14 protein-coding genes and 1 tRNA gene are annotated in these 23,295 nt (G+C 72.1%); 3 read left to right on the top strand and 12 right to left on the bottom strand.

From position 1 onward, the window contains the following. Positions 1 to 349 precede the first annotated feature (349 nt). Entirely contained in the window at positions 350 to 2,068 is a 1,719-nt protein-coding gene (locus AB0I66_RS27295) for a bifunctional 3'-5' exonuclease/DNA polymerase (protein ID WP_363210568.1), read from the top strand. Positions 2,069 to 2,086: 18 nt separating this feature from the next. On the opposite strand, the gene AB0I66_RS27290 is transcribed toward AB0I66_RS27295, so the two are convergent. The 4 genes from AB0I66_RS27290 to AB0I66_RS27275 form a co-directional block, all read right to left on the bottom strand. Then, positions 2,087 to 5,482: a BTAD domain-containing putative transcriptional regulator gene (locus tag AB0I66_RS27290; protein ID WP_363210567.1), complete on the bottom strand. Its 3,396-nt coding sequence runs from the start codon at positions 5,480 to 5,482 to the stop codon at positions 2,087 to 2,089. Between the two features lie 400 nt (positions 5,483 to 5,882). After that, entirely contained in the window at positions 5,883 to 8,102 is a 2,220-nt protein-coding gene (locus AB0I66_RS27285) for an ATP-binding protein (RefSeq protein WP_363210566.1), read from the bottom strand. Next, positions 8,092 to 8,889 carry a response regulator transcription factor gene (locus AB0I66_RS27280; protein WP_363210565.1) on the bottom strand — a complete coding sequence of 266 codons (798 nt, stop codon included), beginning with the start codon at positions 8,887 to 8,889 and terminating at the stop codon, positions 8,092 to 8,094. Before AB0I66_RS27280 ends, AB0I66_RS27285 begins: the two co-directional genes overlap by 11 nt. An 85-nt stretch (positions 8,890 to 8,974) precedes the next feature. Beyond that, the gene (locus AB0I66_RS27275) at positions 8,975 to 9,379 is read right to left on the bottom strand and encodes a hypothetical protein (RefSeq protein WP_363210564.1); all 405 of its coding nucleotides are present in this window, start codon (positions 9,377 to 9,379) and stop codon (positions 8,975 to 8,977) included. A gap of 235 nt (positions 9,380 to 9,614) precedes the next feature. Here AB0I66_RS27275 and AB0I66_RS27270 point away from each other — a divergent pair, with 235 nt between their 5' ends. Beyond that, positions 9,615 to 10,124 (top strand): FxLYD domain-containing protein, encoded by a 510-nt coding sequence (locus AB0I66_RS27270; protein ID WP_363210563.1) that lies wholly within the window; start codon positions 9,615 to 9,617, stop codon positions 10,122 to 10,124. 41 nt (positions 10,125 to 10,165) lie between these two features. Here the strand turns inward: AB0I66_RS27270 and AB0I66_RS27265 are convergent, their stop codons facing one another. Further along, positions 10,166 to 10,759, bottom strand: coding sequence for a TetR/AcrR family transcriptional regulator (locus tag AB0I66_RS27265; RefSeq protein WP_363210562.1), 594 nt, complete (start codon positions 10,757 to 10,759; stop codon positions 10,166 to 10,168). Positions 10,760 to 10,868: 109 nt separating this feature from the next. Between AB0I66_RS27265 and AB0I66_RS27260 the strand changes: the two genes are divergently transcribed. Beyond that, positions 10,869 to 11,441, top strand: coding sequence for a hypothetical protein (locus AB0I66_RS27260; protein WP_363210561.1), 573 nt, complete (start codon positions 10,869 to 10,871; stop codon positions 11,439 to 11,441). A gap of 88 nt (positions 11,442 to 11,529) precedes the next feature. On the opposite strand, the gene AB0I66_RS27255 is transcribed toward AB0I66_RS27260, so the two are convergent. The 7 genes from AB0I66_RS27255 to AB0I66_RS27225 form a co-directional block, all read right to left on the bottom strand. Beyond that, positions 11,530 to 11,603 (bottom strand) — tRNA-Thr (locus tag AB0I66_RS27255). Between the two features lie 103 nt (positions 11,604 to 11,706). Continuing rightward, positions 11,707 to 13,254, bottom strand: a complete 1,548-nt coding sequence (locus tag AB0I66_RS27250; RefSeq protein WP_363210560.1) for an alpha/beta hydrolase — start codon at positions 13,252 to 13,254, stop codon at positions 11,707 to 11,709. Positions 13,255 to 13,398: 144 nt separating this feature from the next. Next, positions 13,399 to 14,604 carry a DNA polymerase III subunit delta' gene (locus tag AB0I66_RS27245; protein WP_363210559.1) on the bottom strand — a complete coding sequence of 402 codons (1,206 nt, stop codon included), beginning with the start codon at positions 14,602 to 14,604 and terminating at the stop codon, positions 13,399 to 13,401. A 181-nt stretch (positions 14,605 to 14,785) separates the two neighbouring features. Then, positions 14,786 to 18,019, bottom strand: coding sequence for a dTMP kinase (tmk, locus tag AB0I66_RS27240; protein ID WP_363210558.1), 3,234 nt, complete (start codon positions 18,017 to 18,019; stop codon positions 14,786 to 14,788). A 110-nt stretch (positions 18,020 to 18,129) separates the two neighbouring features. After that, on the bottom strand, positions 18,130 to 20,970 hold the full coding sequence (gene topA, locus AB0I66_RS27235; RefSeq protein WP_363210557.1) for a type I DNA topoisomerase: 2,841 nt from the start codon (positions 20,968 to 20,970) through the stop codon (positions 18,130 to 18,132). A 296-nt stretch (positions 20,971 to 21,266) separates the two neighbouring features. Further along, positions 21,267 to 21,464 carry a hypothetical protein gene (locus AB0I66_RS27230; protein WP_363210556.1) on the bottom strand — a complete coding sequence of 66 codons (198 nt, stop codon included), beginning with the start codon at positions 21,462 to 21,464 and terminating at the stop codon, positions 21,267 to 21,269. 294 nt (positions 21,465 to 21,758) lie between these two features. Then, on the bottom strand, positions 21,759 to 23,291 hold the full coding sequence (locus AB0I66_RS27225) for a class I SAM-dependent methyltransferase (RefSeq protein ID WP_363210555.1): 1,533 nt from the start codon (positions 23,289 to 23,291) through the stop codon (positions 21,759 to 21,761). Between the last annotated feature and the right edge of the window lie 4 nt (positions 23,292 to 23,295).

The following is a 23,295-nucleotide window of genomic DNA, read 5'->3' as shown; positions in this document are numbered from 1 at the left end:
GTGCCCCACACACCGGACCGCCCGCACACCGAGCCACCCGCACCCCGTGCCCCACACACCGGACTGCCCGCACACCGAGCCCGCATGCCGGGGCGCGCACGTCGTGCCCCGCACTCCGGCCCCCGGACATGCGGCAGCCGGTCCCGGGGCCTTGGCAGCCCAGCCCGGGGCCTCGACAGCCAGTCCCGGGCCCTCAGAGCGACGCGAACCCCTCGGACCAGATCGACGCGGGCCCGCGGACCAGAGCGCCCCTGAACCCGAAGAAGATTCCCACCAGCCCTCAGCCCTACCAGCCCCCGCCCCGCCGCCCTCCCCCGCATTGTCAGTGGCTGCTGACACACTCGGCCATATGACCGAAAGGTGGGCCATCGCCGCCACCGAGGCCGGTGGCGCCACCCTTGCCCCCCTCGGGGACGACGGCCTGCCCGCGGGGCCGGTGCGGCATGAGCGGGATCTCGTCGCGGCCGTCCGCGCCAGGCCCGACGTGAGCCGCTGGGTCTGGCGCTCCACCGCCGAGATCTATCCCGCGCTGCTCGCGGCAGGCGTCCGGGTGAACCGGTGTTACGACATCGAGGACGCCGAGCTCCTCCTCCTCGGTCACGAGGGCCGCCTCGGCGAGCCCCGCTCGGCCGCGGCCGCCTGGGCCCGGCTGCACAACGCCCCGGTGCCGGCCGACCCTCCCCCCAGAGCGGCCTCCCCCGGAGCCCAGGACTCCCTCTTCGAGCCGTCCCCCGTCAGCACCCCGCTCCCCTTCGACGCCCTCCTGGAGGTGTATGCCGCCCAGCAGCGAAGACACGAGGCCGCCGAGCACCCCGGCAGGATGCGGCTGCTCACGGCGGCCGAGTCGGCCGGCCTGCTGGTGGCCGCCGAGATGAACGTGGCGGGCCTGCCCTGGCGCGCCGACGTCCACCACGCCCTGCTCACCGAGCTCCTCGGCGAGCGCTATGCGGGCGGCGGCAGGAACGCGGGCGCGGCCGAACCGCGCCGCCTCGCCGAGCTGGCCGACGAGATCTCCGCCGCCTTCGGCCGCCGCGTACGCCCCGACCTGCCGAACGACGTCATCAAGGCCTTCGCGCAGGCCGGCATCAGGATCAAGTCCACCCGCCGCTGGGAGCTGGAGGAGATCGACCACCCGGCGGTGCGCCCCCTCGTCGAGTACAAGAAGCTGTACCGGATCTGGACGGCGCACGGCTGGAGCTGGCTCCAGGACTGGGTGCGCGACGGCCGCTTCCGGCCCGAGTACACGCCGGGCGGCACCGTCAGCGGACGCTGGACGACCAACGGGGGCGGCGCCCTGCAGATCCCCAAGATCATCCGGCGCGCGGTCGTCGCCGACCCCGGCTGGCGGCTGGTCGTCGCCGACGCCGACCAGATGGAACCGCGGGTCCTCGCCGCGATCTCCCGCGACCGGGGCCTGATGGAGGTGGCCGGCAGCCACGAGGACCTCTACACACGCCTGTCCGACCGCGCGTTCTCCGGCGACCGCGACCACGCCAAGATCGCACTCCTGGGCGCCGTGTACGGACAGACATCGGGCGACGGCCTGAAGAACCTGGCGGCACTGCGCCGCAGATTCCCCGCCGCGGTCGCGTACGTCGACGACGCGGCGAAGGCGGGCGAGGAGGGCCGCCTCGTACGGACCTGGCTGGGCCGCACGAGCCCGCCTGCGGCCGGGGCGGGCGACTTCGACGAGGCGGGCATCCCGCAGGACGCCCCCGCCGAAGCCCCGTCCCAGGACGGCGAGTTCACCCCGGGGTACGCGTCGAGCAACACCCGCGCCCGCGGCCGCTTCACCCGTAACTTCGTCGTCCAGGGCAGCGCGGCCGACTGGGCCCTGCTGATGCTGGCCGCGCTGCGTCAGTCCATCGCCGCGGCCGGACTCCGCGCCGAACTGGTCTTCTTCCAGCACGACGAGGTCATCGTGCACTGCCCGCAGGAGGAGGCCGAGAAGGTCACGGCGGCGATCCGCGCGGCCGGGGACCTGGCGGGGCGCATCACGTTCGGCGATACGCCGGTGCGTTTCCCGTTCACCGTCGCGGTGGTGGAGTGCTACGCGGACGCGAAGTAGCCCTGACCTCAGGCGAGTTCAGGCCACCGACGAGCCCGCCAGCAAGCTCTTCAGCTCCCCGACCACCTCGCTGCTGTCCGTGCCGTCCAGCGCCGCCAGCGCCGACCTCCACTGCGCGTACGCCTCATCCGCACGCCCCTCCGCGTACAGCAGCAGCCCCCACTGATGGCGGGCAAGACCCGCCATGTGGGCGTCGGCCCGCTGCTCCGCGCGTTCCAGCAGGCCGGCGCACTCGCGCCCCGCGTCCCGCGTGCGGGACATCTCGCGCAGGGCGCGGACCATCCCGAGGCGCACCTTGGACTCGTTGTGCCAGTCCTCGGCCTCGCCGTGCAGGCGCAGGCTCTCCTCGAAGTGGCCCAGCGCCACAGCCGGTTCGCCGAGGACGAGGTGCGCCTTGCCCATGTCGCAGTGGAGCTCCTGCCGCAGGCCCACATGCCCGAGCGTCTCGCCGATCGCCAGGCTCCGCTCGTAGTAGGAGATCGCGGCGCGTGCGTCGGTGTGCTCGTAGACGTTGCCCAAGGTGCTGAGGGCGAACGCCTCGCTCAGCGGGTCGTCCACGGCCTGGGCGAGCTCCAGGCTGTGGCGCAGCGCCTCGGCCGACTCCTCGTAACGGCCGAGCGCTTCGAGGAGGAGGCCGCGGTTGATGACGCCGCGGTGGACGCACGACGTGCGGCCGAGCGACCGCCACAGGTCGAGGGCCTCGTCGATCAGGTCGAGCGCCGTGCCGCTGCGGCCCGAGACATAGCTGAGCCCCGCGAGGTCGGTGAGGGCCTGGGCCTCGGCCGCCGTGTCCTGCCGACGGCGGGCCGCGGTCACCGAGAGGCGGTTCAGGAGGTCGGCCTCGGCGAGGCGGCCACGGCGCTTGAGGTACGAGAAGAAGCAGCGGACGAGTACGGGCAGGAGGGCGGATTCGCGGCCGTGGCGGTCGGCGAGGGCGATGACGTTGGCGAGCTCGGTGTCGCCCCAGGCGAAGGCGTCGTCGGTGGACATCGGCGGCACGGCCGGTATCGGGCGGCCGTCGGCGGTATGCCGTGCCGACAGCCGCTCGGGGAGCTCCCCGAGCCGGTCGTCGCGGTCGAGCCCCTCCGGCATGATCGCGAGCAGGGTCTGCCGCGCCGACTCCGCGTACCACCGCAGGGCCCGGTCCACGACGTCCGCGGCCCGCGCCTCGTCCTGGTGGGCGGCCTCCCGCGCGAAGTCGCGTACGAGGTCGTGCGGGGCATAGCGGCCGTAGGCCGTCTCGTCGAGGAGCGCGACGTCGACGAGACGGTCGAGCGCGGCGCCCGCGCGCCACTCCTCCACGCCCAACAGGCGTGCCACGAGCGGGACTCCGTACGCCGGGAGGTCGAGGGCACCGAGCGCGGCGAGAGCGGCGGCCGCGTCCCGGTCGGACTCACGCTCCGACGTACGCAGCGCGTCCAGGGCCACGGCCAGCGAGCGCCGGACGCTCAGGTCGTCGTGCTCCAGGTGGTGCAGCCGTCCGCCGCTGACGGTGAGGAGTTCGGCGAGGGCGTCGGGAGTGAGGGCGCGGCGGGCGGCGAGCCGGGCCGCGATGATCCGCAGGGCGAGCGGCAGCCGGCCCGCGAGTTCGACCAGGGGGTGCCCCTCGTCGAGCCCCGCGCGCCCGGAGACGGCGCGCAGCAGGGCGACGCTGTCCCCCTCGGAGAGCGGGTCCAGCGGGAAACGTCCCGCCCCGTCGAGCGCGGTGAGCGGCGAACGGCTGGTGACGATGACCGCGCAGCCCGGTCCCGCGGGCAGCAGCGGCCGCACCTGCGCGGCGGTCGCGGCGTCGTCGAGGACCACGAGGGTGCGGGTGGGCGCGAGCAACGAACGGAGCAACGCGGCTGCCGCGTCCGGGTGTTCGGGACTATGACTCGCATCGACGCCGAGGTCCCGGAGCAGGGCGGCGAGGGCCTGGATGGGCGTGAGGGGCGTCATGCCGGGGGTGGCCCCGCGCAGATTGATGTAGAGCTGCCCATCGGGAAACCGCGCACGCAGCCGGTGCGCGACGTGCAGGGCGAGGGCGCTTTTCCCCACTCCGGCCATGCCGGAGAGGACGGCTACGGGTGGGGTGGGGGCGGCGCCATGCGGAGGCGGGGCGGTTTGGGGGGCGGCGCTAGGCGGGGGCGAGTCGCAGCGGGCGTGGCTGTCGGCGTCGCCGCTGCGGTGTCCGCTGCCGCCACTGCTGCTTATGTCGTCGCTGCCGCTGCCGTGGACCGACCCGGCGAGGAGCTTGGCCAGGGAGCGTACGACGTCCTCGCGCCCCGTGAAGTACGGCGGGGACGGCGGGAGTTGCGCGGGACGTGTGTGAGGGGAGTTGCGTGGGGTGGAGGGATGCGCGGGGGTGGCGGCGGAGGCGGGCGAGGCGGCGGAGGCGGCATCCGGGGCGTGGATGGCGTCGGCGGGACTGGAGCAGGACGCGAGTGCGGAGCCGTGTGCGGCCTCAGCGGTGGCCGCCGGGCCACCCGAGGAGGCCACGGCACCCGCAACGCCCCCAAGGCCCGCGTCACCCGCGCCGCCCGAGACGCCCGAGACGCCTACTGCACCCGCAACACGCCCAGCACCCGCTACACCCGCGCTACCAGGCGCACCCGCCAAACCCGCAGGCTCCGCGCCAAAAACGGCACCCGCACCGCCCGCCACGCTCGCCGAGCCCGCAGGCTCCTGCAATATCTCCCAGTGCGCGTCCCGAACGGACGCGCCCGGCTCCACGCCCAGTTCCTCCACCAGCCTGCGCCGCAGCTCGCGGTGGACGGCCAGTGCTTCCGCCTGGCGGCCCGTGCGGTGCAGCACCAGCATCAACTGCCGGTGGAAGGCCTCCCGCAGCGGATGCTCGGCGACCAGTTCCGCAAGCTCCGGCACGAGCCCCCCGCCGCCACCCCCGGACGCGAGCTCCGCGTCGTACCGCAGTTCGAGGGCGAGGAGCCGCGCCTCATCGAGGCGCGGTACCAGCGCGTGCCCCGCCGCATCCGCGGGCACCCCGCCCAGCGGAGTCCCGCGCCACAGCCCGAGCGCGCCGGACGCGGCCTCCGCGCAACCGTCCCAGTCACGCGCCGCGTGCGCGGCCCGCGCCCGTGCGACCAGTTGTTCGAAGACCCGTACGTCCAACTCCCCCTCGGCCACCCGCAGCCGGTACCCCGGGGGCACCGCCCGCAGCCGGCCCGGATCGTCCAGGAGCCGGCGCAGCCGCGTCACGTGATTCTGCAAGGAGGCGTGTGCGGACGCGGGCGGGGCACCGCCCCACAGCGCGTCCTTGAGGGCGCCGACGGACACCACCCGGCCCGGTTCGAGCAGCAGCGCGGCCAGCAGGGCGCGGCCCTTGGCGCTCTGCACCGGCTGTGGCTCGCCCTTGGCGTCGTACACGGCAGGCGCACCCAGGAGCCCGAACCGCAACCCGTCGAACCGTACGTCCACGCCATCGCACCGTACGTCCACGCCATCTCCCGCCAACCGTTGGCCACATGTTAGCGATCGGTTGGCGAGCCCTGATGGGATCAGAACATCGGGCCCGGCCCCGCCGGTACTCGCGCTCAGCGCGTAACTCGGGGGAGTGTCACCGTAGCGGTCGGGCCCGCTCGGTTTCTGCGCGGCACGCTTAACTTCCTGACGGGGTGGGGGAGTTAAGGTGCCCGCGGACCGAGAGCGGCCGCACGCGCGCCATCGGCCCCACGCGGAACGCACGGGCGCACAGACTTCGGCCCCACGCTCCGGCCCCCGGATACCGGCACCAGTTGCTCACGGATCACCCACGATTCGCTCACGTGGGCCATCGGCACCGCCCCTCCGCCTTCCGCCTTCCCGCACCCAACCACCTTCATCCCGACGGCTCCGAGGACTCCAGCGCCTCCGCCGGCTCCGAAGCCTCCGTCGCCTCCACCGGCTCCGACGCCTCCGACGGCACCCGCACCGTGAACACCGCCCCCTCCCCCGGCGTACTGCGCACCGACACCGTCCCGCCGTGCCCCTCCACCAACTGCCGGACGATCGCGAGGCCGAGCCCGCTGCCGCCCGTGGACCGCGTACGCGACTTGTCCGCGCGCCAGAAGCGGTCGAAGACGTGCGGCAGGTCGTCGGGATCGATGCCGGTACCGGTGTCGGCGACCTCCACCACCACCTCGTCGGACGTGGCGCGGCAGTCGATCGTGACGCTGCCGCCCTCCGGGGTGTGCCGGATCGCGTTGGAGACGAGGTTGCCGATGGCCTGGCGCAGCCGCAGCGGATCGGCGGTGAAGCAGGGATCGCCGGTCGTCGTCGCGCTCAGCCGTACGCCCGCCGCCTCCGCCCCCGCCTGGTGCGCCGCCGCGACCTGGTCCACGACGTCGGAGGCGTGCACGGGCTCGCGGTGCAGCCGGAGGGTGCCGGCGTCGGCGGCGGCGAGATCCTGCAGGTCATTGACGATGTGCTGGAGCAGCACGGCCTCTTCGAGGAGCGAGGAGACCAGCTCCGGGTCGGTGGCGACGACGCCGTCCTCGGCTGCCTCCAGCCACCCGCGGATGTTGGACAACGGTGTACGCAGCTCATGCGCGACGTCGCTCACCATGGCCTGACGCTGATCCTCCAGAGCCTTGCGGTGATCCTCGAGGGCCTTGCGGTGGGCGGCCATGTCGTTGAAGGCGTCGGCGAGTTGGCGGATCTCTCCCGCCGACCCGGCCGAGCGCGCGTTGACGGGTTCGGCGGCCTCGCCGGTCTTCATCCGCTGCGTCGCGGTGGTCAGCGCGCGCAGCGGGCGGGTCAGCCGGCTCGCGGCGAACGCGGTCACGGCGACGGTCACGGCGAGGATGCCCGCCGAGAGGCCCGCGAGCCGGGCGGTGTTGGCCGGGGAGAGGCTGAACCCCGGGGTCTCGCCCGCGCGGGCCGCCGCGGTGCGCGAACCGTCGGACGAGGTCACGAAGAGGAGCGCGGGCGCGGATACGTACGGGCCGAGCTGCTCGCGGCGGGCGCTGCCCAGACAGGCGGCGGCCTTGGCGTCGGCCACGCGGGTGCCGTCCATGGGATCGGCGGGGAGGGCCGGCCCGGTGGGGGTACGGCGGGCGGCGGGGCTGTCCGACTCGGAGCCGTCCGATTCCGCGCCGTCCGGCTCGCGGCCGCCCGGCTCGCGGCCGCCCGGCTCGCGGCCGCCCGGCTCGGTGGGGGTGGACTTGGGAGCGGGCGTATAAGTGGCTTCGGGGGTGGGGGTGGCGCGCCCCTCTGTCCTCAACCCCGGCTCCGCACGCATGCCCGAGTCGACGGGCGGACCCACGACACCCGGCGCGGGGCCCGCCCCTCCGTCCGACCGCCGCCAGGTGAGATCGAGCTCGACCGCGACGGGCGGCTGCGACCCGCGCCGCAGACACGCGTTGGTGAGCTCGTTGAGCCTCTTGAGGGCCTTGCTCTCCGTGCGGGTCGGGACGACGAGCCGCGTGTCATTGCAGGTGAAGTCCAGGAAACGGTTCGGGTCGTTGGCGGCCTCGATGCGCGGACGCCCGCCGGGCCCCTGGACGGACCGGGCGACGACCCCGAAGTCGTGCATGCAGCCGACGACATCAGCGGCCACCTTCGCCAGTTCGCCCCGCTCCCGCTCCGAGAGCCGGAAGGGACCGACGGCACGCGGATCGATGCGATCGAGCCCCGCGGTGTCCTCGCGGACGCTCCCCTCCCCTGTGGTCAACGCCCCGTCGACAGCAAGCGGATCGACGACGGCCGAGGCCTTGGAGGGCAGCTCGACACCGGCGCGGCTCCCGTCACTTCTCCGCGAGTCGGCGATGACGACACGATCTTGGGTGGTCAGGGTGATACGCCGCCCGGTCTGCCGGGCCAGCTCCCGCACGGTCTTCTCGGCACCCTGCCACCCGGGCGCGGTCGCCGCGAGACCGAGCAACTCGTCGTAGACACGCGCGTCGTCGGCGAGCACCTGCCCCTGTTCCTGCCGGATGGCGCCGGACGTGGTCTGGGCGGCGAGCCAGGCGGTGGCGGCGATCGACAGGACGGAGACGAGGACGGAAACGGCGAGCAGCCGGGGCAACAGGCTCTTGCGGAACGGTATGTCACGCGCCACGACGCGCCGCCGCCCCGAGGGGCGCCCCGGGAGCCGCGCCGAAGGCCGCACCCGTGAGCTTGTAGCCGACGCCGAAGACCGTCACGAGATGGCGCGGCCTGCGCGGATCGACCTCGATCTTCTTGCGCAGATTCAGTACGTGTACGTCGACGGTGCGCACCGATATGTACCCCGACGACCCATGAATACGATCGAGCAGCTGAGGCCGTGTGAACACCCGCTCCGGCTCCGCCGCAAGCGCCGCGAGCAGCTCGAACTCCCCCGGGGTGCACTCGACGAGCCGCCCGTCGACGGTCACCTCGTGCCGCACCGGGTCGACGGTGAGCCCGCCGACACGCAGCACACGCGGCACGGCTTCACCGCCCTCGACGACGGGATGGTGCGTGCCCTGGGAGCGTCGGAGCAGCGTACGGACGCGGGCCATCAGCTCACGGGGGCTGTACGGCTTCGTCAGATAGTCGTCGGCGCCGAGATCGAGACCGAGCAGCAGATCGTCCTCGGTGGACCGAGCGGTGAGCATCAGAATCGGAATCCCGGGGGCGGGGGCAGAACCGGCGGCGGGACCAGCCCCACCCCCTCCCCTCAGGACGCGGGTGACACCGAGCCCGTCGACGCGAGGCATCATCACGTCGAGCACGAGCAGATCCGGCGGCCTGCGCCGCACCTCGTCGATCGCGGCGCGCCCGTCGTGGACGACGGCGACCGTGTGGCCCTCGCGCTCCAGATAGCGGCGGACCAGCTCGGCCTGTTTCTCGTCATCCTCCGCGACCAGGACAAAAGCGCACATGGCGTCGAGCATAAGCGGGCCCGCAGGGCCCTAACCGGAATCGGACAGCGGCCTGACAGGATCCACATAACTCCGGACCGGCCGCCTACGCCTCGCCCTCGTAAGGCACGACCACGACCTGAAACTCGTCCTCGTACACGACCCGCCCAGGATCCGAGGACCGCACCACCCGACACTCGACACCGTGCGCGTCGAGAATCTCCAGATAGCCGGGTACGCGCTCTATGAGATGGGTGGCGGAGACCTTGAACCAGGCGACGGCACCAGGGTTCACTTCGTGGTCGTAAACGGTGGGGTCAACGGTCGAGGGGTCCGGATAGGCGCCGTCGTACCAATCGTTGTTGGTACGCCGAAACAGCTCTTGCTCGGCAGTCAACTTCCCCGCCTTGGCGAGGTTGTTGACCAGCCCGAACACCCCGGTGAAATGCCCCCGCTGATGGCGCGCGGGCGACTCATACCGAACGTAAACAGCGGCAACGTCATCACTCATCGCGGCATCCTCGCACCCCCCGCCACAGACACAAACACACTTCCCCCACCCACCGCCGCCCCGGCTAGGGCAAATTTCTCCCACTCACGCACCCGATTGCCCGGCGGTGGTGGGATTTCTTGGCGGGTGGGGACGCTAGCGCGCCTGGCCCGCAGGAACGAGCGGTGGTTCACGCCGCACCCATACGGCCCGCCCCACCTCGCGCCCGCCCCCCACCACCCCGAAGGTGGTCCGCATGAACCGCACCAAGACGCCCCGCACCGGGCCCGCCCGCACCCACGCCACCCGCATCACCACAGCCGCAACCGCAACCGCCCTCCTCACCCTCCTCGCCCTCTCCACCACCGCCTGCTCGGAGAGCGACGTGGACAAGGCCAAGGACAGGGCCGCGTCCGCAACAGCCAAGGCGGGCGAAGCCGTCTCGTCCGCGACGGAGGCCGCCTCCTCCAAGATGGCCGAGGTGAAGGACGGGGTGGACGCGAAGGGCGACGTAAAGGTCGACGGCCCCACCAAGTCGGAGGACGACAGAACAACAGCCGCGATCACGGCCACCAACCCCAAGGACAAGAAGGCGGACTACACCATCTCCGTCAACTTCCGTGACGGCGACGGCAATCTCCTGGACACGGCCGTCCTCAACATCACCGACGTGGAGCCCGGCAAGTCGAAGTCAGGCACGGCCCGCAGCAACCGCTCCCTCTCCGGCACCCCCAAGGCGGAAATCAGCAAGGCGCTACGCCACTGACCACCCGACCGCCCACCCTCACTCCTCGCCCCCCGCGCCCCTCAAGGAACGATCGAGCGCCAGACCCTCTCCGGCAGTACACGCGCGGCCTGATCGAGGTCCACGTCGTCGAAACCGGCGAGCCACCGACGGGCAGTGGCGACGACGGGCCCCAGGACCAGCCCCTCGAGCAGGGCCATGGGAAGCGGGGCGACCTCACCCGAGTCGACGTGCTGCTGCATCCAGGCGGTCAGCGGCGACAGCCTGGCCTCCTGGGCGTCGCGGATCTGCCGGGCCTGCGCCATCCCTAGCCGGTCGGCGTACGAGGAGTGCAGGAGGCGGGCGGCCTCAGGGTTCTCCTGGATGAACTTCAGGTAGGCACGCACGAGGGCGCGGATACCGGTCCTGGCCGTACGGGACCGCTCCACGGAAGCGGCCATCTCGACGAGCAGCCGCCCGAGCCAGCGCTGCAGCAGGGCACTCATGAGCCCGTCGACGCTGCCGAAGTGGTGGTAGAGACTCCCGAGGCTGACCCCACTGGCCTTGGTGAGCGCACCGACGGTCACGCCTTGCTCTCCGGAGTCGGCATACACCCGGAGCGCGGCATCCAAAAGTCGGTCGGCGGTCTCTTCGCCACGTTGCTGCTTGGGGCTCATGGTGCCCCCAGCCTAGAGCACCCACCCCTTGGGCCCAGCCAAGCCACTTCTAGAGCACTTTTCTAGAAAACCACTCCACCAAAGCACCCCCGGGACCCATACTGACCCGATGCCCGAACCCACACCGCCGACACCAGGCCCCAGCCCCACGCCCAGCCCCCGGCCGCGCAACAACAGCCCCGGCTCCACCGCCCGCGGCTGCCTGATAACCCTGGGCACCGTCGGCGCCGTGGTCACCCTCATCCTGCTGCTGACCCAGGGACAGGACGACGACGCGGGCACCACCACCGACAACGCCGCCCCCACCCCCACAACAAGCCAAAGCCCCTACACCCCACCCACAAACACAACCCCACCCGCATACACGAGCACCCCGACCTCCGCCGCCACAGCCACCCCCACGAGCCAGGCCCCCACCCCCTTCAGGTCGGGAACCTGCCTCAACGGCACGCTGCCGGACTCCACGACGGCGCAGGAGGTCAACGACGTGGAAGAGGTGTCGTGCTCGGCGTCCGACGCCCACTACGAGGTGATCCAGACGATCCCCATGACATCGGAGATGAGCCGCTGCGACGACAACCCCAGAACGCAGTACGCCTTCTCGTACCGCTACACCCTCAACGGCTCGACCATCAACGAGTACGTCTACTGCCTGATAGGCCTGGGCACCTACGCCCGCTGAGAAACCCACGCCCAGCCACGCCCTCACCCCGCAAAACGGCAAAGCAAAAGCCCCAGGTCACGGCGAGTGAGTCCTGGGGCTTCTACAGAGCCGCCTTCGGGATTCGAACCCGAGACCTACGCATTACGAGTGCGTTGCTCTGGCCATCTGAGCTAAGGCGGCGCACGCGTCCCGCACCTATGGTGCGATCAGCAGCGACGCCAAGTCTACACAGTTTCCGGGGGTGCTCCGCACACCCCCGGTGGGCGGAGCACCCAGGCTCGCGTCAACCCTGTGAGCAGCGCTTTCCGTCGTCCGGGGCCTTGCCGTCCAGCAGGTAGGCGTTGATCGTCGAGTCCACGCACTTGCTGCCCCGGCCGTACGCCGTGTGGCCGTCGCCCTCGTAGGTGAGCAGCTTGCCGGAGGAGAGCTGGTCGGCCAGGGCCTCGGCCCAGCGGTAGGGGGTCGCCGGGTCGCGCGTGGTGCCGACCACGACGATCGGAGCCGCGCCTTCCGCCTTGATGCGGTGCGGCTCGCCCGTCGCCTTCACCGGCCAGTACGCGCAGTTCAGCGAGGCCCACGCCAGGCCCTCGCCGAAGACCGGGGACGCCTTCTCGAAGTCCGGGAGCGACTTCTTCACGTCGGCGGCCGTCTTGAAGGCCGGGGGCAGGTCCAGGCAGTTCACGGCGGCGTTGGCGAACATGAGGTTCGCGTACGTCCCGTCGGCGTCGCGCTCGTAGTAGCTGTCGGAGAGGGAGAGGAGGGGCGCGCCGTCCTTCTCCTTCATCGCGGCGGACAGCGCCGTGCGCAGTTGGGGCCAGGCGCCCTCGTCGTACATCGCCGCGATCACGCCGGTCGTGGCCAGCGCCTCGCCGAGCTTGCGGCCGTCGGAGTCGCCGGCGGGGAGCGGCGCGCGGTCCAGTTCGTCGAAGAACGCCTTGAGGCGCTTGCCCGCGTCCGCCTCGCCCTCCGTGCCCAGGGGGCAGTCCGCCCGGCTCGCGCAGTCCTTCGCGAACGACGTGAACGCTGTCTCGAAGCCCGCCGTCTGGTCACGGTTCATGCGGCGCGCCGGCAGGGACGGGTCCATCGCGCCGTCCAGGACCAGGCGGCCGACGCGGTCGGGGTAGAGCCCGGCGTACGTGGCCCCCAGGAACGTGCCGTACGAGGCGCCCACGTAACTCAGCTTCTTGTCGCCGAGCACCGCGCGCAGGATGTCCATGTCACGGGCCGCCTCGACCGTGGAGACATGCGGCAGCACCTTGCCGGAGTGCTTCTCGCAGCCCGCCGCGAACTTCTTGAAGGAGTCCGACAGTTCGGCGGTCTCGCGCTTGTCGTCGGGGGTGACGTCCGTCTGCGTGTACGCGTCCATCTGCTTGCCGTCCAGGCAGGTGACGGGTTCGCTGCGGGCCACACCGCGCGGGTCGACCGCCGCCATGTCGTACCGGGCGCGGACCTCCTCGGGGTAGCCGAGGGCCGCGTACGACTGGAGGTAGCCGATCGCCGAGCCGCCGGGGCCGCCCGGGTTGACCAGGAGCGAGCCCAGGCGCTTGCCGGGGCCCGTGGCCTTCTTCCGGGAGACGGCGAGCTTGATCTGCGGGCCGTCCGGCTTCGCGTAGTCGAGCGGGGCCCTCATCGTGGAGCACTCGAAGCCGGGGACGCCGCATTCGCGCCAGCTCAGCTTCTGGTCGTAGTACGGGGACAGCTCCTGCGGGGTGGCGCGGGGCAGCGCGGCCATGGACGCGTCCGCCGTCGAGCTCCCGGCCGAGCAGCCGGAGATGAGCAGTCCGGCGGCCAGGAACACGGTCGCGGGGGTGCGGAGTCCTCTGATGCGCATCAAACGAGACTAACGCTACGCATTGGCCGCGTTACGCAATGTGCTCGTACGGGTGACCCGCCAACCGCCTCCACCAGCCCCCAGCCCCCAGCCCCCAGCCCCCAGCCCCCAGCGCCACGGTCGCGATCACCGTCATCGCCCGCCCTAACCCGCCCGCAGCGCCACCGTCATCGCCTCCACCGCGAGCAGCGGCGCCACATTGCGGTCCAGTGCGGTGCGGCAGGCGCTGATCGCCTCGATGCGGCGCAGGGTGGACTCGGGGGACGTGCCGTTCGCCAGGCGTTCCAGCATGTCGAGCACCTCCACGTTGGCCAGGGCCACACGCGAGCCGAGCTGCAGGGTGAGCACGTCGCGGTAGACACCGGTCAGCTCGATGAGCGCGAGGTCGAGGCTGTCCCGCTGGGTGCGGGTCCTGCGGCGCTTCTGCCGGTCCTCCAGCTCCTTCATGACGCCCGCCGTGCCGCGCGGCATCCGGCCGCCCTTCTCCGCGCCGAGCGCCGCCTTGAGGTCGTCGGTCTCCTTGACGTCGACTTCCTCGGCGACCTGCTTCGCGTCGTCGCCCGCCGTGTCGATGAGTTCCTGCGCGGCCTTGAGACAGCCGCCGATGTCCTGCACCCGCATCGGCAGCTTGAGCACGGCGGCACGGCGCTCGCGGGCCCGCGGGTCGGTCGCGAGGCGGCGGGCGCGGCCGATGTGCCCCTGGGTGGCACGCGCGGCGGCGGAGGCGACATCCGGCTCAATGCCGTCACGCCGGATCAGTACGTCGGCGACGGCGTCCACCGGAGGCGTACGCAGCGTCAGATGGCGGCAGCGGGAGCGGATGGTGGGCAGCACGTCCTCCAGTGAGGGCGCGCAGAGCAGCCATACGGTGCGGGGGGCGGGCTCTTCGACGGCCTTCAGCAGGACGTTGCCCGCGCCCTCGGTGAGGCGGTCGGCGTCCTCCAGGACGATGACCTGCCAGCGGCCTCCGGCGGGCGAGAGCTGGGCCCGCCTGACCAGTTCGCGGGTCTCCTTGACGCCGATGGACAGCAGGTCCGTACGCACCACTTCGACGTCGGCGTGCGTGCCGACCAGGCTCGTGTGGCACCCGTCGCAGAAGCCGCAGCCGGGGGCACAGCCGAGCGCGCGGTCCGGGCTCGTGCACTGGAGCGCGGCGGCGAAGGCGCGGGCGGCGGTGGACCGCCCGGAGCCGGGCGGTCCGGTGAACAGCCAGGCGTGCGTCATCTTCGACGACTCGGGCCGCGGGGAGCCCGAGGCCACGGCGGTGACCAGCGTGTCGGCGTCCCGGGCGGCGGCGCCGAGCTGCTCACTCACCCGCTCCTGGCCCACCAGGTCGTCCCATACGGTCATCGGTCACCGCCTCCGCCCTGCACCTGCGTCGCGCCCCGCACGTCACGTCACGCTGTCGAATTCATTGTGGAGCACGCCACTGACAACGCGGCGCCAACGCAGTGCCGACGCAGTGCCAGCGCGGTCCGCCCGCCCGGCGAGGCTCAGCTCGCCGGGCCAGGTTCAGCTCGCCGGGCGGGGCTCAGCGCTTGTTCCGCCCCCGGCCGCCGCGGCCGTCGCCCCGGCCGTCCTCGTCGTCGTCCCGGTCCCCCAGCAACTCGTCCGCCAGGGAGGGCAGATCGTCCAGCGGAGTCTCCTCCGCCCAGTCCGAGCGAGGCCGCTGGACGGGCTCCCCGTTCTCGTCTACCTGGGGCAGCTCGCGGGTGCGGTCGTTGCCGCCCTCGGGCCGCTCGTCGCGGAAGTACCCCGGCGGCACCTTGTCCTCCCGTACGGAAGGCAGTACGGCCGTCTCGTCGGCGGCACCCGGGACCGGCGGCTGCGGCAGGACCTCGGTCTCCTCCGAGCCGCGGGTGCCGTGGGTGCCGCGAGTGCCGGGGGTGTCCTGCACCTGCGGAAGCACCGCGGTCTCGTCAGCCGCACCCGGCGCGTGGGCGGCCGACGCGGACGCACCCGGCTTCACGACGGGCGTGGGAATCGTCGTCTCGTTGTCCGGCACGGCATCCGAAGGGGACTTGGACGCGGACGGGGCGGGCCCCGCCTTCGGAGCAGGAGCCGCCTCCGGAGCAGGAGCCGCCTTCGGAGCGGGACTCGACTTCGGAGCCGGCGCGGCCTTCGGAGCCGGCGCAGCCTTCGGAGCCGGAGCCGCCGCGCTAGCCGCAGCCGCGGCAGCGGCCGCCGCCGAAGCCGCCGCGAGGCGTCGCGCCTCCTCGGCCCGCAGCAGCGCCTCTTCCGCCTTGCGCTGCTTCTCCAGGCGGCGCGCCTCGGCCTCGGCCCGGAGCCGCGCCTCTTCCTCCGCCTCCCGGCGGCGCCGCGCCTCCTCCGCCGCCCGCACCTTCTCCTCGGCGAGCAGGCGGGCCTGCTCCTCCTCGGCCTTGCGCTTGGCTTCTTCGGCGCGCTGCCTGGCCTCCTCGGCCTGGCGCTCGGCCTCGCGGCGCTGCGCCTCCTCCAGCTCGCGGCGCTTGCGCTCCTCCTCCTCGGCGCGGAGCTTGGCGAGCTGCTCCTGGCGCTCGCGCTCGATCCGCTCCTCCTCGGCCTTGCGTGCGGCTTCTTCCTCGGCCTTACGGCGCGCCTCTTCCTCGGCCGCCTTGCGGGCCTCTTCCTGTGCCTTCACCTCGGCCTCGGAGAGCGGCAGCATCAGGTCGAGCCGGTGCCTGGCGACGGTCGTGACCGCCTCCGGCTCCTGGGCGGCGTCGATCACCAGGTAGCGCCCCGGGTCGGCGGCGGCGAGCGTCAGGAAACCGGACCGCACGCGCGCGTGGAACTCGGCGGGCTCCGACTCAAGGCGGTCGGGGGCCTCGGTGAACCGCTCGCGGGCCGCCTCGGGCGCCACGTCGAGCAGCACCGTCAGATGCGGGACGAGTCCGGCCGTCGCCCACCGCGAGATGCGGGCGATCTCGGTCGGGGACAGATCACGGCCCGCGCCCTGGTAGGCCACGGACGAGTCGATGTAGCGGTCGGAGATGACGACCGCGCCCCGCTCGAGGGCGGGACGGACGACCGTGTCGACGTGCTCGGCGCGGTCGGCTGCGTACAGAAGTGCCTCGGCGCGGTGCGAGAGACCGGCCGACGACACGTCGAGCAGGATCGACCGCAGTCGTTTGCCGACCGGCGTGGCCCCCGGCTCGCGCGTGACGACGACCTCGTGGCCCTTGGCCCGGATCCACTCGGCGAGCGCCTCGGCCTGCGTGGACTTGCCGGCGCCGTCGCCGCCCTCCAGGGCGATGAAGAAGCCCGTGCCGGCGATCCCCTGCTCGGGGTCGTCGCCGCCGCGCAGCGCGTCGCGCAGGTCGTGGCGCAACGGCACGCCCTGCCGGTCGTCGATCTTGGCGAGGACCAGCGCGGCCACCGGCAGGAGCAGCGCGCCCACCAGCATCAGCGTGAAGGCGGCGCCTCCGTGGTCGAACACGAACTTGCCGTTGACGAAGCGGTGCGGCCCGATCGCCGCAGCGACCACGGGGGCGATGAGCGCGCCGAGCGCGACGAAGAGGCGTACGACCGCCTGGAGATGCTCCGTCGTGCGCGCCCTGCGGTAGTCCTCGACCTCCTGGTCGAGCAGCGCGTGCCCGGTGTGCGCGGCGATGCCTGCGGCCACTCCGGCGAGCGCGAGGAGCAGCAGCACGGTCGTCACGTCGGGCACGAGGCCCGCGGCGAGCAGGGCGACGCCGGTGAGGGCGATCGCGAGCGCGAGCAGCCTGCGGCGCGAGAGCGAGGGCAGCAGCGAGGGTGCCGTACGGATGCCGACGACGGTGCCGCCGGTCAGCGCGAGGACGATCAGGCCGTACGTGACGGGCCCGCCGTCCAGGTCCTTGGCGTGCAGCACGGCGACCGCGACGGAGGCCGCGACGGCCCCGGCGATCGCGGCGCAGGCGGCGACGAGCAGCGGGATGGCGCCGGTGCGGCCCCGGTCGGTGCCGCTGCCGGTGCGCGGCCTGCGCAGCCCTTCGAGCGGGCTACGCGCGCGTGGCGTCTGTGTGGCGGGAAGTTCGAGTACGAAGACGATCGACAGCGAGGCCGCGAAGAGCCCGGCGGCGACGAACGAGGCGAGCCCCGCCTGGTGCACCTCGAACCAGTCGAGCCCGGCGCCCAGCAGGTTCCCGATCAGCGTGACGGCGACGAGCGCGGCGGCCGCGATGGGCAGCGCCACGAAGCCCGTACGCAGCGACAGGCGCCGCAGTGCGTCCATGTGGTCCGGCAGCGGCCGCACCGTGGCGCCCTCCAGGGGCGGGGCGGGCAGCAGCGCGGGCGCCGCGCTCTCCCGGCAGACCGTCCAGAAGCGTTCGGCGACGCCGATCACGAAGGCGGTCACGAGCAGCATCGCGAGCGCGTTGTCCGGGGTCCAGTCGATCCACAGCGGCGCGACGATCAGGAGCGCGGCCCGCAGGCCGTCCGAGACGACCATCGTCCAGCGCCGGTCGAGCGGCCCGTCCGGTGACGTGAGGGAGCTCAGCGGTCCCAGCAGCACCGCCCCGAAGAGCAGCGTCGCGAGAACGCGTGCCCCGAAGACCGCGGTGACCGCGAAAGCGACCCCGCGATAACCGCCCCCGAACGCCCCTTCGGCGATGGCCGCTTGCAGAGCGAGCACCACCAGGACAAGCAGGGCGAGGGCATCGCCGACACCGCCGACGAGCTGGGCGCTCCAGAGCCGCTTCAGTTGCGGCACGCGCAGCAAGGCGCGGACAGCACGCTCTCGGGAATCTGCGACCAGGGCGTCGTCGGGGGCCGGGTTTCCGACCGTTGGCTGCTCGGCACGCGTCATCCGTCCAGCCTATCCGGACGGTGTGACACTCCGAAGGGGCGCCCGAACAAACAGGCGCCCCTTCGGTTCACACATTCACATCGCCGTCACCGGGTGACGTACGCGGCTGCCTACTCGGCGTCGGACGCCTTCGCCGCCGAAGCAGCGGTCTTCTTGGCGGCCGCCGTCTTCGTAGTGGTCTTCTTCGCGGCCGTCGTCTTCTTTGCGGCCGTTTTCTTCGCAGCCGTAGAAGCCGTCTTCTTGGCGGCCGTCTTCTTGGCGGGGGCCTTCTTCGCCGCCTTCTTGGCGGTCTTCTTGGCAGGACCCTTCGCCCGCTTCTCGGCGAGCAGTTCGTAGCCCCGCTCGGCGGTGATGTCCTCGACGCTGTCGGCGGCCCGCAGCGTCGCGTTGGTCTCGCCGTCCGTGACGTACGCACCGAAGCGGCCGTCCTTGACGACGACGGGCTTCCCGCTGACCGGGTCCTCGCCGAGCTCCTTGAGCGGCGGCTTGGCGGCGGCCCGCCCGCGCTGCTTGGGCTGGGCGTAGATCGCGAGGGCCTCTTCCAGCGTGATGTTGAATAGCTGCTCCTCGGTCTCGATGGACCGCGAGTCCGTGCCCTTCTTCAGATACGGGCCGTAGCGGCCGTTCTGCGCGGTGATCTCCACGCCCTCGGCGTCCGCCCCGACCACGCGCGGCAGGGACATCAGCTTCAGGGCGTCCTCGAGCGTCACCGTGTCGAGCGACATGGACTTGAAGAGCGAGGCCGTCCGCGGCTTGACCGCGTTCTTGCCCGTCTTCGGGGTGCCCTCGGGGAGCACCTCGGTGACGTACGGGCCGTAACGGCCGTCCTTGGCGATGATCTCGTGGCCCGACGTGGGGTCGGTGCCGAGCGCGAAGTCACCGCTCGGCTTGGCGAGCAGCTCCTCGGCGTACGCGACGGTCAGCTCGTCCGGGGGCAGGTCGTCGGGCACGTCGGCGCGCTGGTGGCCCTCCGAGTCCTTCTCGCCGCGCTCGATGTACGGGCCGTAGCGGCCGACCCGCAGCAGGATGCCGTCGCCGACGGGGAAGGAGGAGATCTCCCGGGCGTCGATCGCACCCAGGTCGGTCACCAGTTCCTTGAGCCCGCCGAGGTGGTCGCCGTCGCCGTTGCCCGCGCTGGAGGCGACACCGGAGTCGTCGCCCTCGCCGAAGTAGAACCGCCTCAGCCACGGCACGGCCTGCGCCTCGCCCCGCGCGATGCGGTCGAGGTCGTCCTCCATGCGTGCGGTGAAGTCGTAGTCGACGAGCCGCCCGAAGTGCTTCTCCAGGAGGTTGACCACGGCGAAGGACAAGAAGGACGGCACGAGGGCCGTGCCCTTCTTGAAGACGTAGCCGCGGTCGAGGATCGTGCCGAGGATCGACGCGTACGTCGACGGGCGGCCGATCTCGCGCTCTTCGAGCTCCTTGACCAGCGAGGCCTCGGTGTAGCGGGCCGGCGGCTTCGTCGCGTGGCCGTCGACGGTGATCTCGTCGGCGGTCAGCGCGTCGCCCTCGTTGACCTGCGGGAGCCTGCGCTCACGGTCGTCGAGCTCGGCGTTCGGGTCGTCCGCGCCCTCTACGTAGGCCTTCATGAAGCCGTGGAAGGTGATGGTCTTGCCGGACGCGCTGAACTCGGCGTCGCGGCCGTCGGCGGCCGTGCCACCGATCTTCACCGTGACGGAGTTTCCGGTCGCGTCCTTCATCTGGGAGGCGACGGTCCGCTTCCAGATCAGTTCGTAGAGCCGGAACTGGTCGCCGGTCAGGCCGGTCTCGGCGGGCGTGCGGAAACGATCACCCGAGGGGCGGATCGCCTCGTGCGCCTCCTGCGCGTTCTTGACCTTCCCGGCGTACGTACGAGGCTTGTCCGGCAGGTAGTCGCTGCCGTACAGCTGCGTGACCTGCGCGCGAGCGGCGGTGATCGCCGTGTCGGACAGCGTCGTGGAGTCCGTACGCATGTAGGTGATGAAGCCGTTCTCGTACAGCTTCTGCGCCACCTGCATCGTGGCCTTCGCGCCGAAGCCGAGCTTGCGGCTGGCCTCCTGCTGCATCGTCGTCGTACGGAACGGCGCGTACGGAGAGCGGCGGTAGGGCTTGGACTCGACGGAGCGGACCGCGAACCTGGTGTTCTCCAGGGCCGCGGCGAGCGCGCGGGCGTTGGTCTCGTCCAGGTGCAGGGTGTCGGACTTGAGCTGTCCGACCGAGTTGAAGTCGCGGCCCTGGGCGATGCGCTTGCCGTCGACCGTGGTGAGGCGCGCGACGAGCTGCGAGGGGTCGGAGGCGTCACCGGTGCGACCGGTGCCGAAGGTGCCCGTCAGGTCCCAGTACTCGGCGGAGCGGAAGGCGATGCGCTCGCGCTCACGCTCGACGACGAGCCGGGTCGCCACGGACTGGACACGGCCGGCCGACAGGCGCGGCATGACCTTCTTCCACAGGACCGGCGAGACCTCGTAGCCGTACAGACGGTCGAGGATGCGGCGGGTCTCCTGGGCGTCGACCATGCGCTTGTTGAGCTCGCGCGGGTTCGCGACGGCGCCCTGGATCGCGGCCTTGGTGATCTCGTGGAAGACCATCCGCTTGACCGGGACCTTGGGCTTCAGGACCTCGAGGAGGTGCCACGCGATGGCTTCGCCCTCGCGGTCCTCATCGGTGGCGAGGAAGAGTTCGTCGGAGTCCTTCAGCAGGTCCTTGAGCTTCTTGACCTGCGCCTTCTTGTCGGAGTTGACGACATAGATGGGCTCGAAGTCGTTCTCGACGTCCACGCCGAGGCGGCGCACCTCGCCGGTGTACTTGTCGGGTACCTCCGCGGCGCCGTTGGGGAGGTCGCGGATGTGCCCGACGCTCGCCTCGACTACGTAGCCGGGGCCGAGGTAACCCTTGATCGTCTTCGCCTTGGCAGGCGACTCGACGATGACGAGTCGGCGGCCGCCCTTTGCGGTCTCGCTGGTCGGGGACAACTTCGCTCTTCTCTCCGGTCGGTACTCGGTGGCCGTGCTGCGTGGCTTCGGGGCCATGCTGCGTGGCCTCGCTCGGTGCGCTTGAGTTGCGCTGACGCTGCGGAGTGTGACGGTACATCCCGCCCCCGTGTCAAACGGGAAAAGCCCGCAACGGCCACTCGAACGGTAACCCGACTACCGCCATTCCTGCCGCCCGGAGTGGCGACCTGCCCTTTGACCACCGGCTTCACCACCGGCTCGGCACCGGCGCCGGGCCTACGGCCCGTACGCGTCCCGCGGCCACCGGCCGCTTCCGGTCAGAGGCGAGTGAAACACCACACTCCGAGCACCAGTGCGCCCGAGCCGGCGAGCGCGGCGAGCGTCGCCGATGCGACAGGGTTCACACCGTCGGCGACGGGCGCGCGGTGTGCCACGCGTGCTCCGGTCCACAGCAGCAGTCCCGCTCCGAACAGCGCGAACACCGTGCCCGCGAAGATCGCTGGTCCACTCTCCATGTCTTTGCCTCCCCGTACTGAGTTCCCGGATCGGCAAACTGACACGCCCGGGAATCCGGGGCGCGAACCTCGGGTGAACGAAGGGCGCCCGGCAGAAACACCGGTCGGCGCTCGGCCCGACTCGACCGGAACCAATCGCCGCGGGGCTGGTTCGTACAGTCCACCTTCTCGATGTACGTCCGGCGGTCGCCGACGTCCATCCATCCCACCCACGACGCGGGACCCATGTCCGCGAAACGTACGAGACACGCCGTACGCGTACCGCCAACGGCCCGGCGGCCCCCCGCGTGCCGACTACAGGTCGACCGGCACCAGGAAGCCCTGCTCGACAAGGAGCCGGATCTGCGCGGGCGTGCGGTCGCGCAGCAATACGGGGTCCTCGCCCACCAGTTGCGCGATGGCGTCGAGGATCCGCCCGGCGCTCAGCGTGCCGTCGCACACACCGGCGAAGCCCGCGCCCACCGTGTCCACCTTGGTGGCCCGCCGCATCCCGCGGTGCTGGCGCAGCACGACGTGCTCGGGGTCCTCGGCGCCGGGCAGCCCGACCTGCTCCTGCACGACCTCGTCCGCGAGCTTGAAGTGCCCTGCGAGCAGCGCGGCGTCGTCGTGCGTCCGCAGGTAGTCCTGCCGCGCGAAGAACTCCCGCACCGTCTCGCCCAGCGGCTGCTCGACGGGGTGCGGCCACTCCTCCACGGTCACGGTCGGCTCGGCGGAACCGGCCCCTGTCGCGGACTTGCGCAGCGTGATCCATCCGAACCCGACCGCGCGTGTCTTGCGGGCGTCGAACTCGTCGAGCCACGCGTCGTACCGCGCCGCGTACTCCTCCGGGTCCGTGCGGTGGTCCCCGGCGTCGCGCAGCCACAGCTCGGCGTACTGCGTGACGTCCTGCACCTCACGCTGCACGATCCACGCGTCGCATCCGCGCGGCACCCATGACCGGAGCCGCTCGGTCCACTCCTCGCCCTCCACGTGCTGCCAGTTGGCGAGGAAGTGCGCGTACCCCCCTTCGTTCAACCGCTCCCCTGCCTGCTGAACGAGCGACCGGCACAGATCGTCCCCGCCCATCCCGCCGTCGCGATAGGTGAGCCGCGCCCCGGGAGAGATCACGAACGGCGGGTTGGACACGATCAGGTCGTACGTCTCCTCGCCCACGGGTTCGAAGAGGGAGCCCTCGCGCAGGTCCGCCTCGGGAGCGCCGGACAGCGCGAGCGTGAGCCGCGTGATGTGCAGCGCACGGGGGTTGAGGTCGGTCGCCGTCACCCGCGTCGCGTGTTGCGCGGCGTGCAACGCCTGGATGCCGGAGCCCGTGCCGAGGTCAAGAGCACTGGCCACGGGCGTACGCACGGTGAGCCCGGCGAGCGTCGTCGACGCCCCGCCGACTCCCAGGACGACGCCTTCGTCGTGGTTGCCGATGCCACCGGCGCCGCCGACCGCGCAGCCCAGGTCCGAGACGATGAACCAGTCCTCGCCGCTCGGCCCGCCGTAGGGCCGCACGTCCACCGTCGCCTTCAGCGCGCCCTCACCGTCCGCCGCGGAGAGCCAACCGCTCTCCTGTAGAGGGCCGACCGGCAGAACGGCCGCCACGCGCGCGTGCGGCACGGAACGCTGCAGCAGGAAGAGCCGTACGAGCGTCTCCAGCGGACCTTCGCCGCGGGTGGCCCGCAGCGCGGGCACGGTCTCGCTGCGGGCGAGCGCCGTGTAGGCGGGCGCCCCGAGCAGCTCCAGCAGCCCGTCAGCGGTGAAGTCGGCCTCCAGCAGGGCTTCCCGCAGCTGGGCGGAGACGTCGGCACGATCGGACGAGGGCAGGGGGGCGCTAGCGATACTCACCCCT

Source organism: Streptomyces sp. NPDC050439, from assembly GCF_040655335.1.
GTDB lineage: Bacteria > Actinomycetota > Actinomycetes > Streptomycetales > Streptomycetaceae > Streptomyces.
The sequence above is the reverse complement of the archived record's forward strand: the minus strand, read 5'-3'. Positions and strand labels throughout refer to the sequence as shown.

Excerpts from the sequence above, each read along its gene's own strand:
- AB0I66_RS27265 (WP_363210562.1), bottom strand. The coding sequence starts at position 10,759 with ATGAGCCCCAAGCAGCAACGTGGCGAAGAGACCGCCGACCGACTTTTG.
- AB0I66_RS27260 (WP_363210561.1), top strand. The coding sequence starts at position 10,869 with ATGCCCGAACCCACACCGCCGACACCAGGCCCCAGCCCCACGCCCAGC.
- AB0I66_RS27295 (WP_363210568.1), top strand. The coding sequence starts at position 350 with ATGACCGAAAGGTGGGCCATCGCCGCCACCGAGGCCGGTGGCGCCACC.
- AB0I66_RS27270 (WP_363210563.1), top strand. The coding sequence starts at position 9,615 with ATGAACCGCACCAAGACGCCCCGCACCGGGCCCGCCCGCACCCACGCC.
- AB0I66_RS27245 (WP_363210559.1), bottom strand. The coding sequence starts at position 14,604 with ATGACCGTATGGGACGACCTGGTGGGCCAGGAGCGGGTGAGTGAGCAG.
- AB0I66_RS27275 (WP_363210564.1), bottom strand. The coding sequence starts at position 9,379 with ATGAGTGATGACGTTGCCGCTGTTTACGTTCGGTATGAGTCGCCCGCG.
- AB0I66_RS27280 (WP_363210565.1), bottom strand. The coding sequence starts at position 8,889 with ATGTGCGCTTTTGTCCTGGTCGCGGAGGATGACGAGAAACAGGCCGAG.
- AB0I66_RS27250 (WP_363210560.1), bottom strand. The coding sequence starts at position 13,254 with ATGCGCATCAGAGGACTCCGCACCCCCGCGACCGTGTTCCTGGCCGCC.
- AB0I66_RS27230 (WP_363210556.1), bottom strand. The coding sequence starts at position 21,464 with ATGGAGAGTGGACCAGCGATCTTCGCGGGCACGGTGTTCGCGCTGTTC.
- tmk (WP_363210558.1), bottom strand. The coding sequence starts at position 18,019 with ATGACGCGTGCCGAGCAGCCAACGGTCGGAAACCCGGCCCCCGACGAC.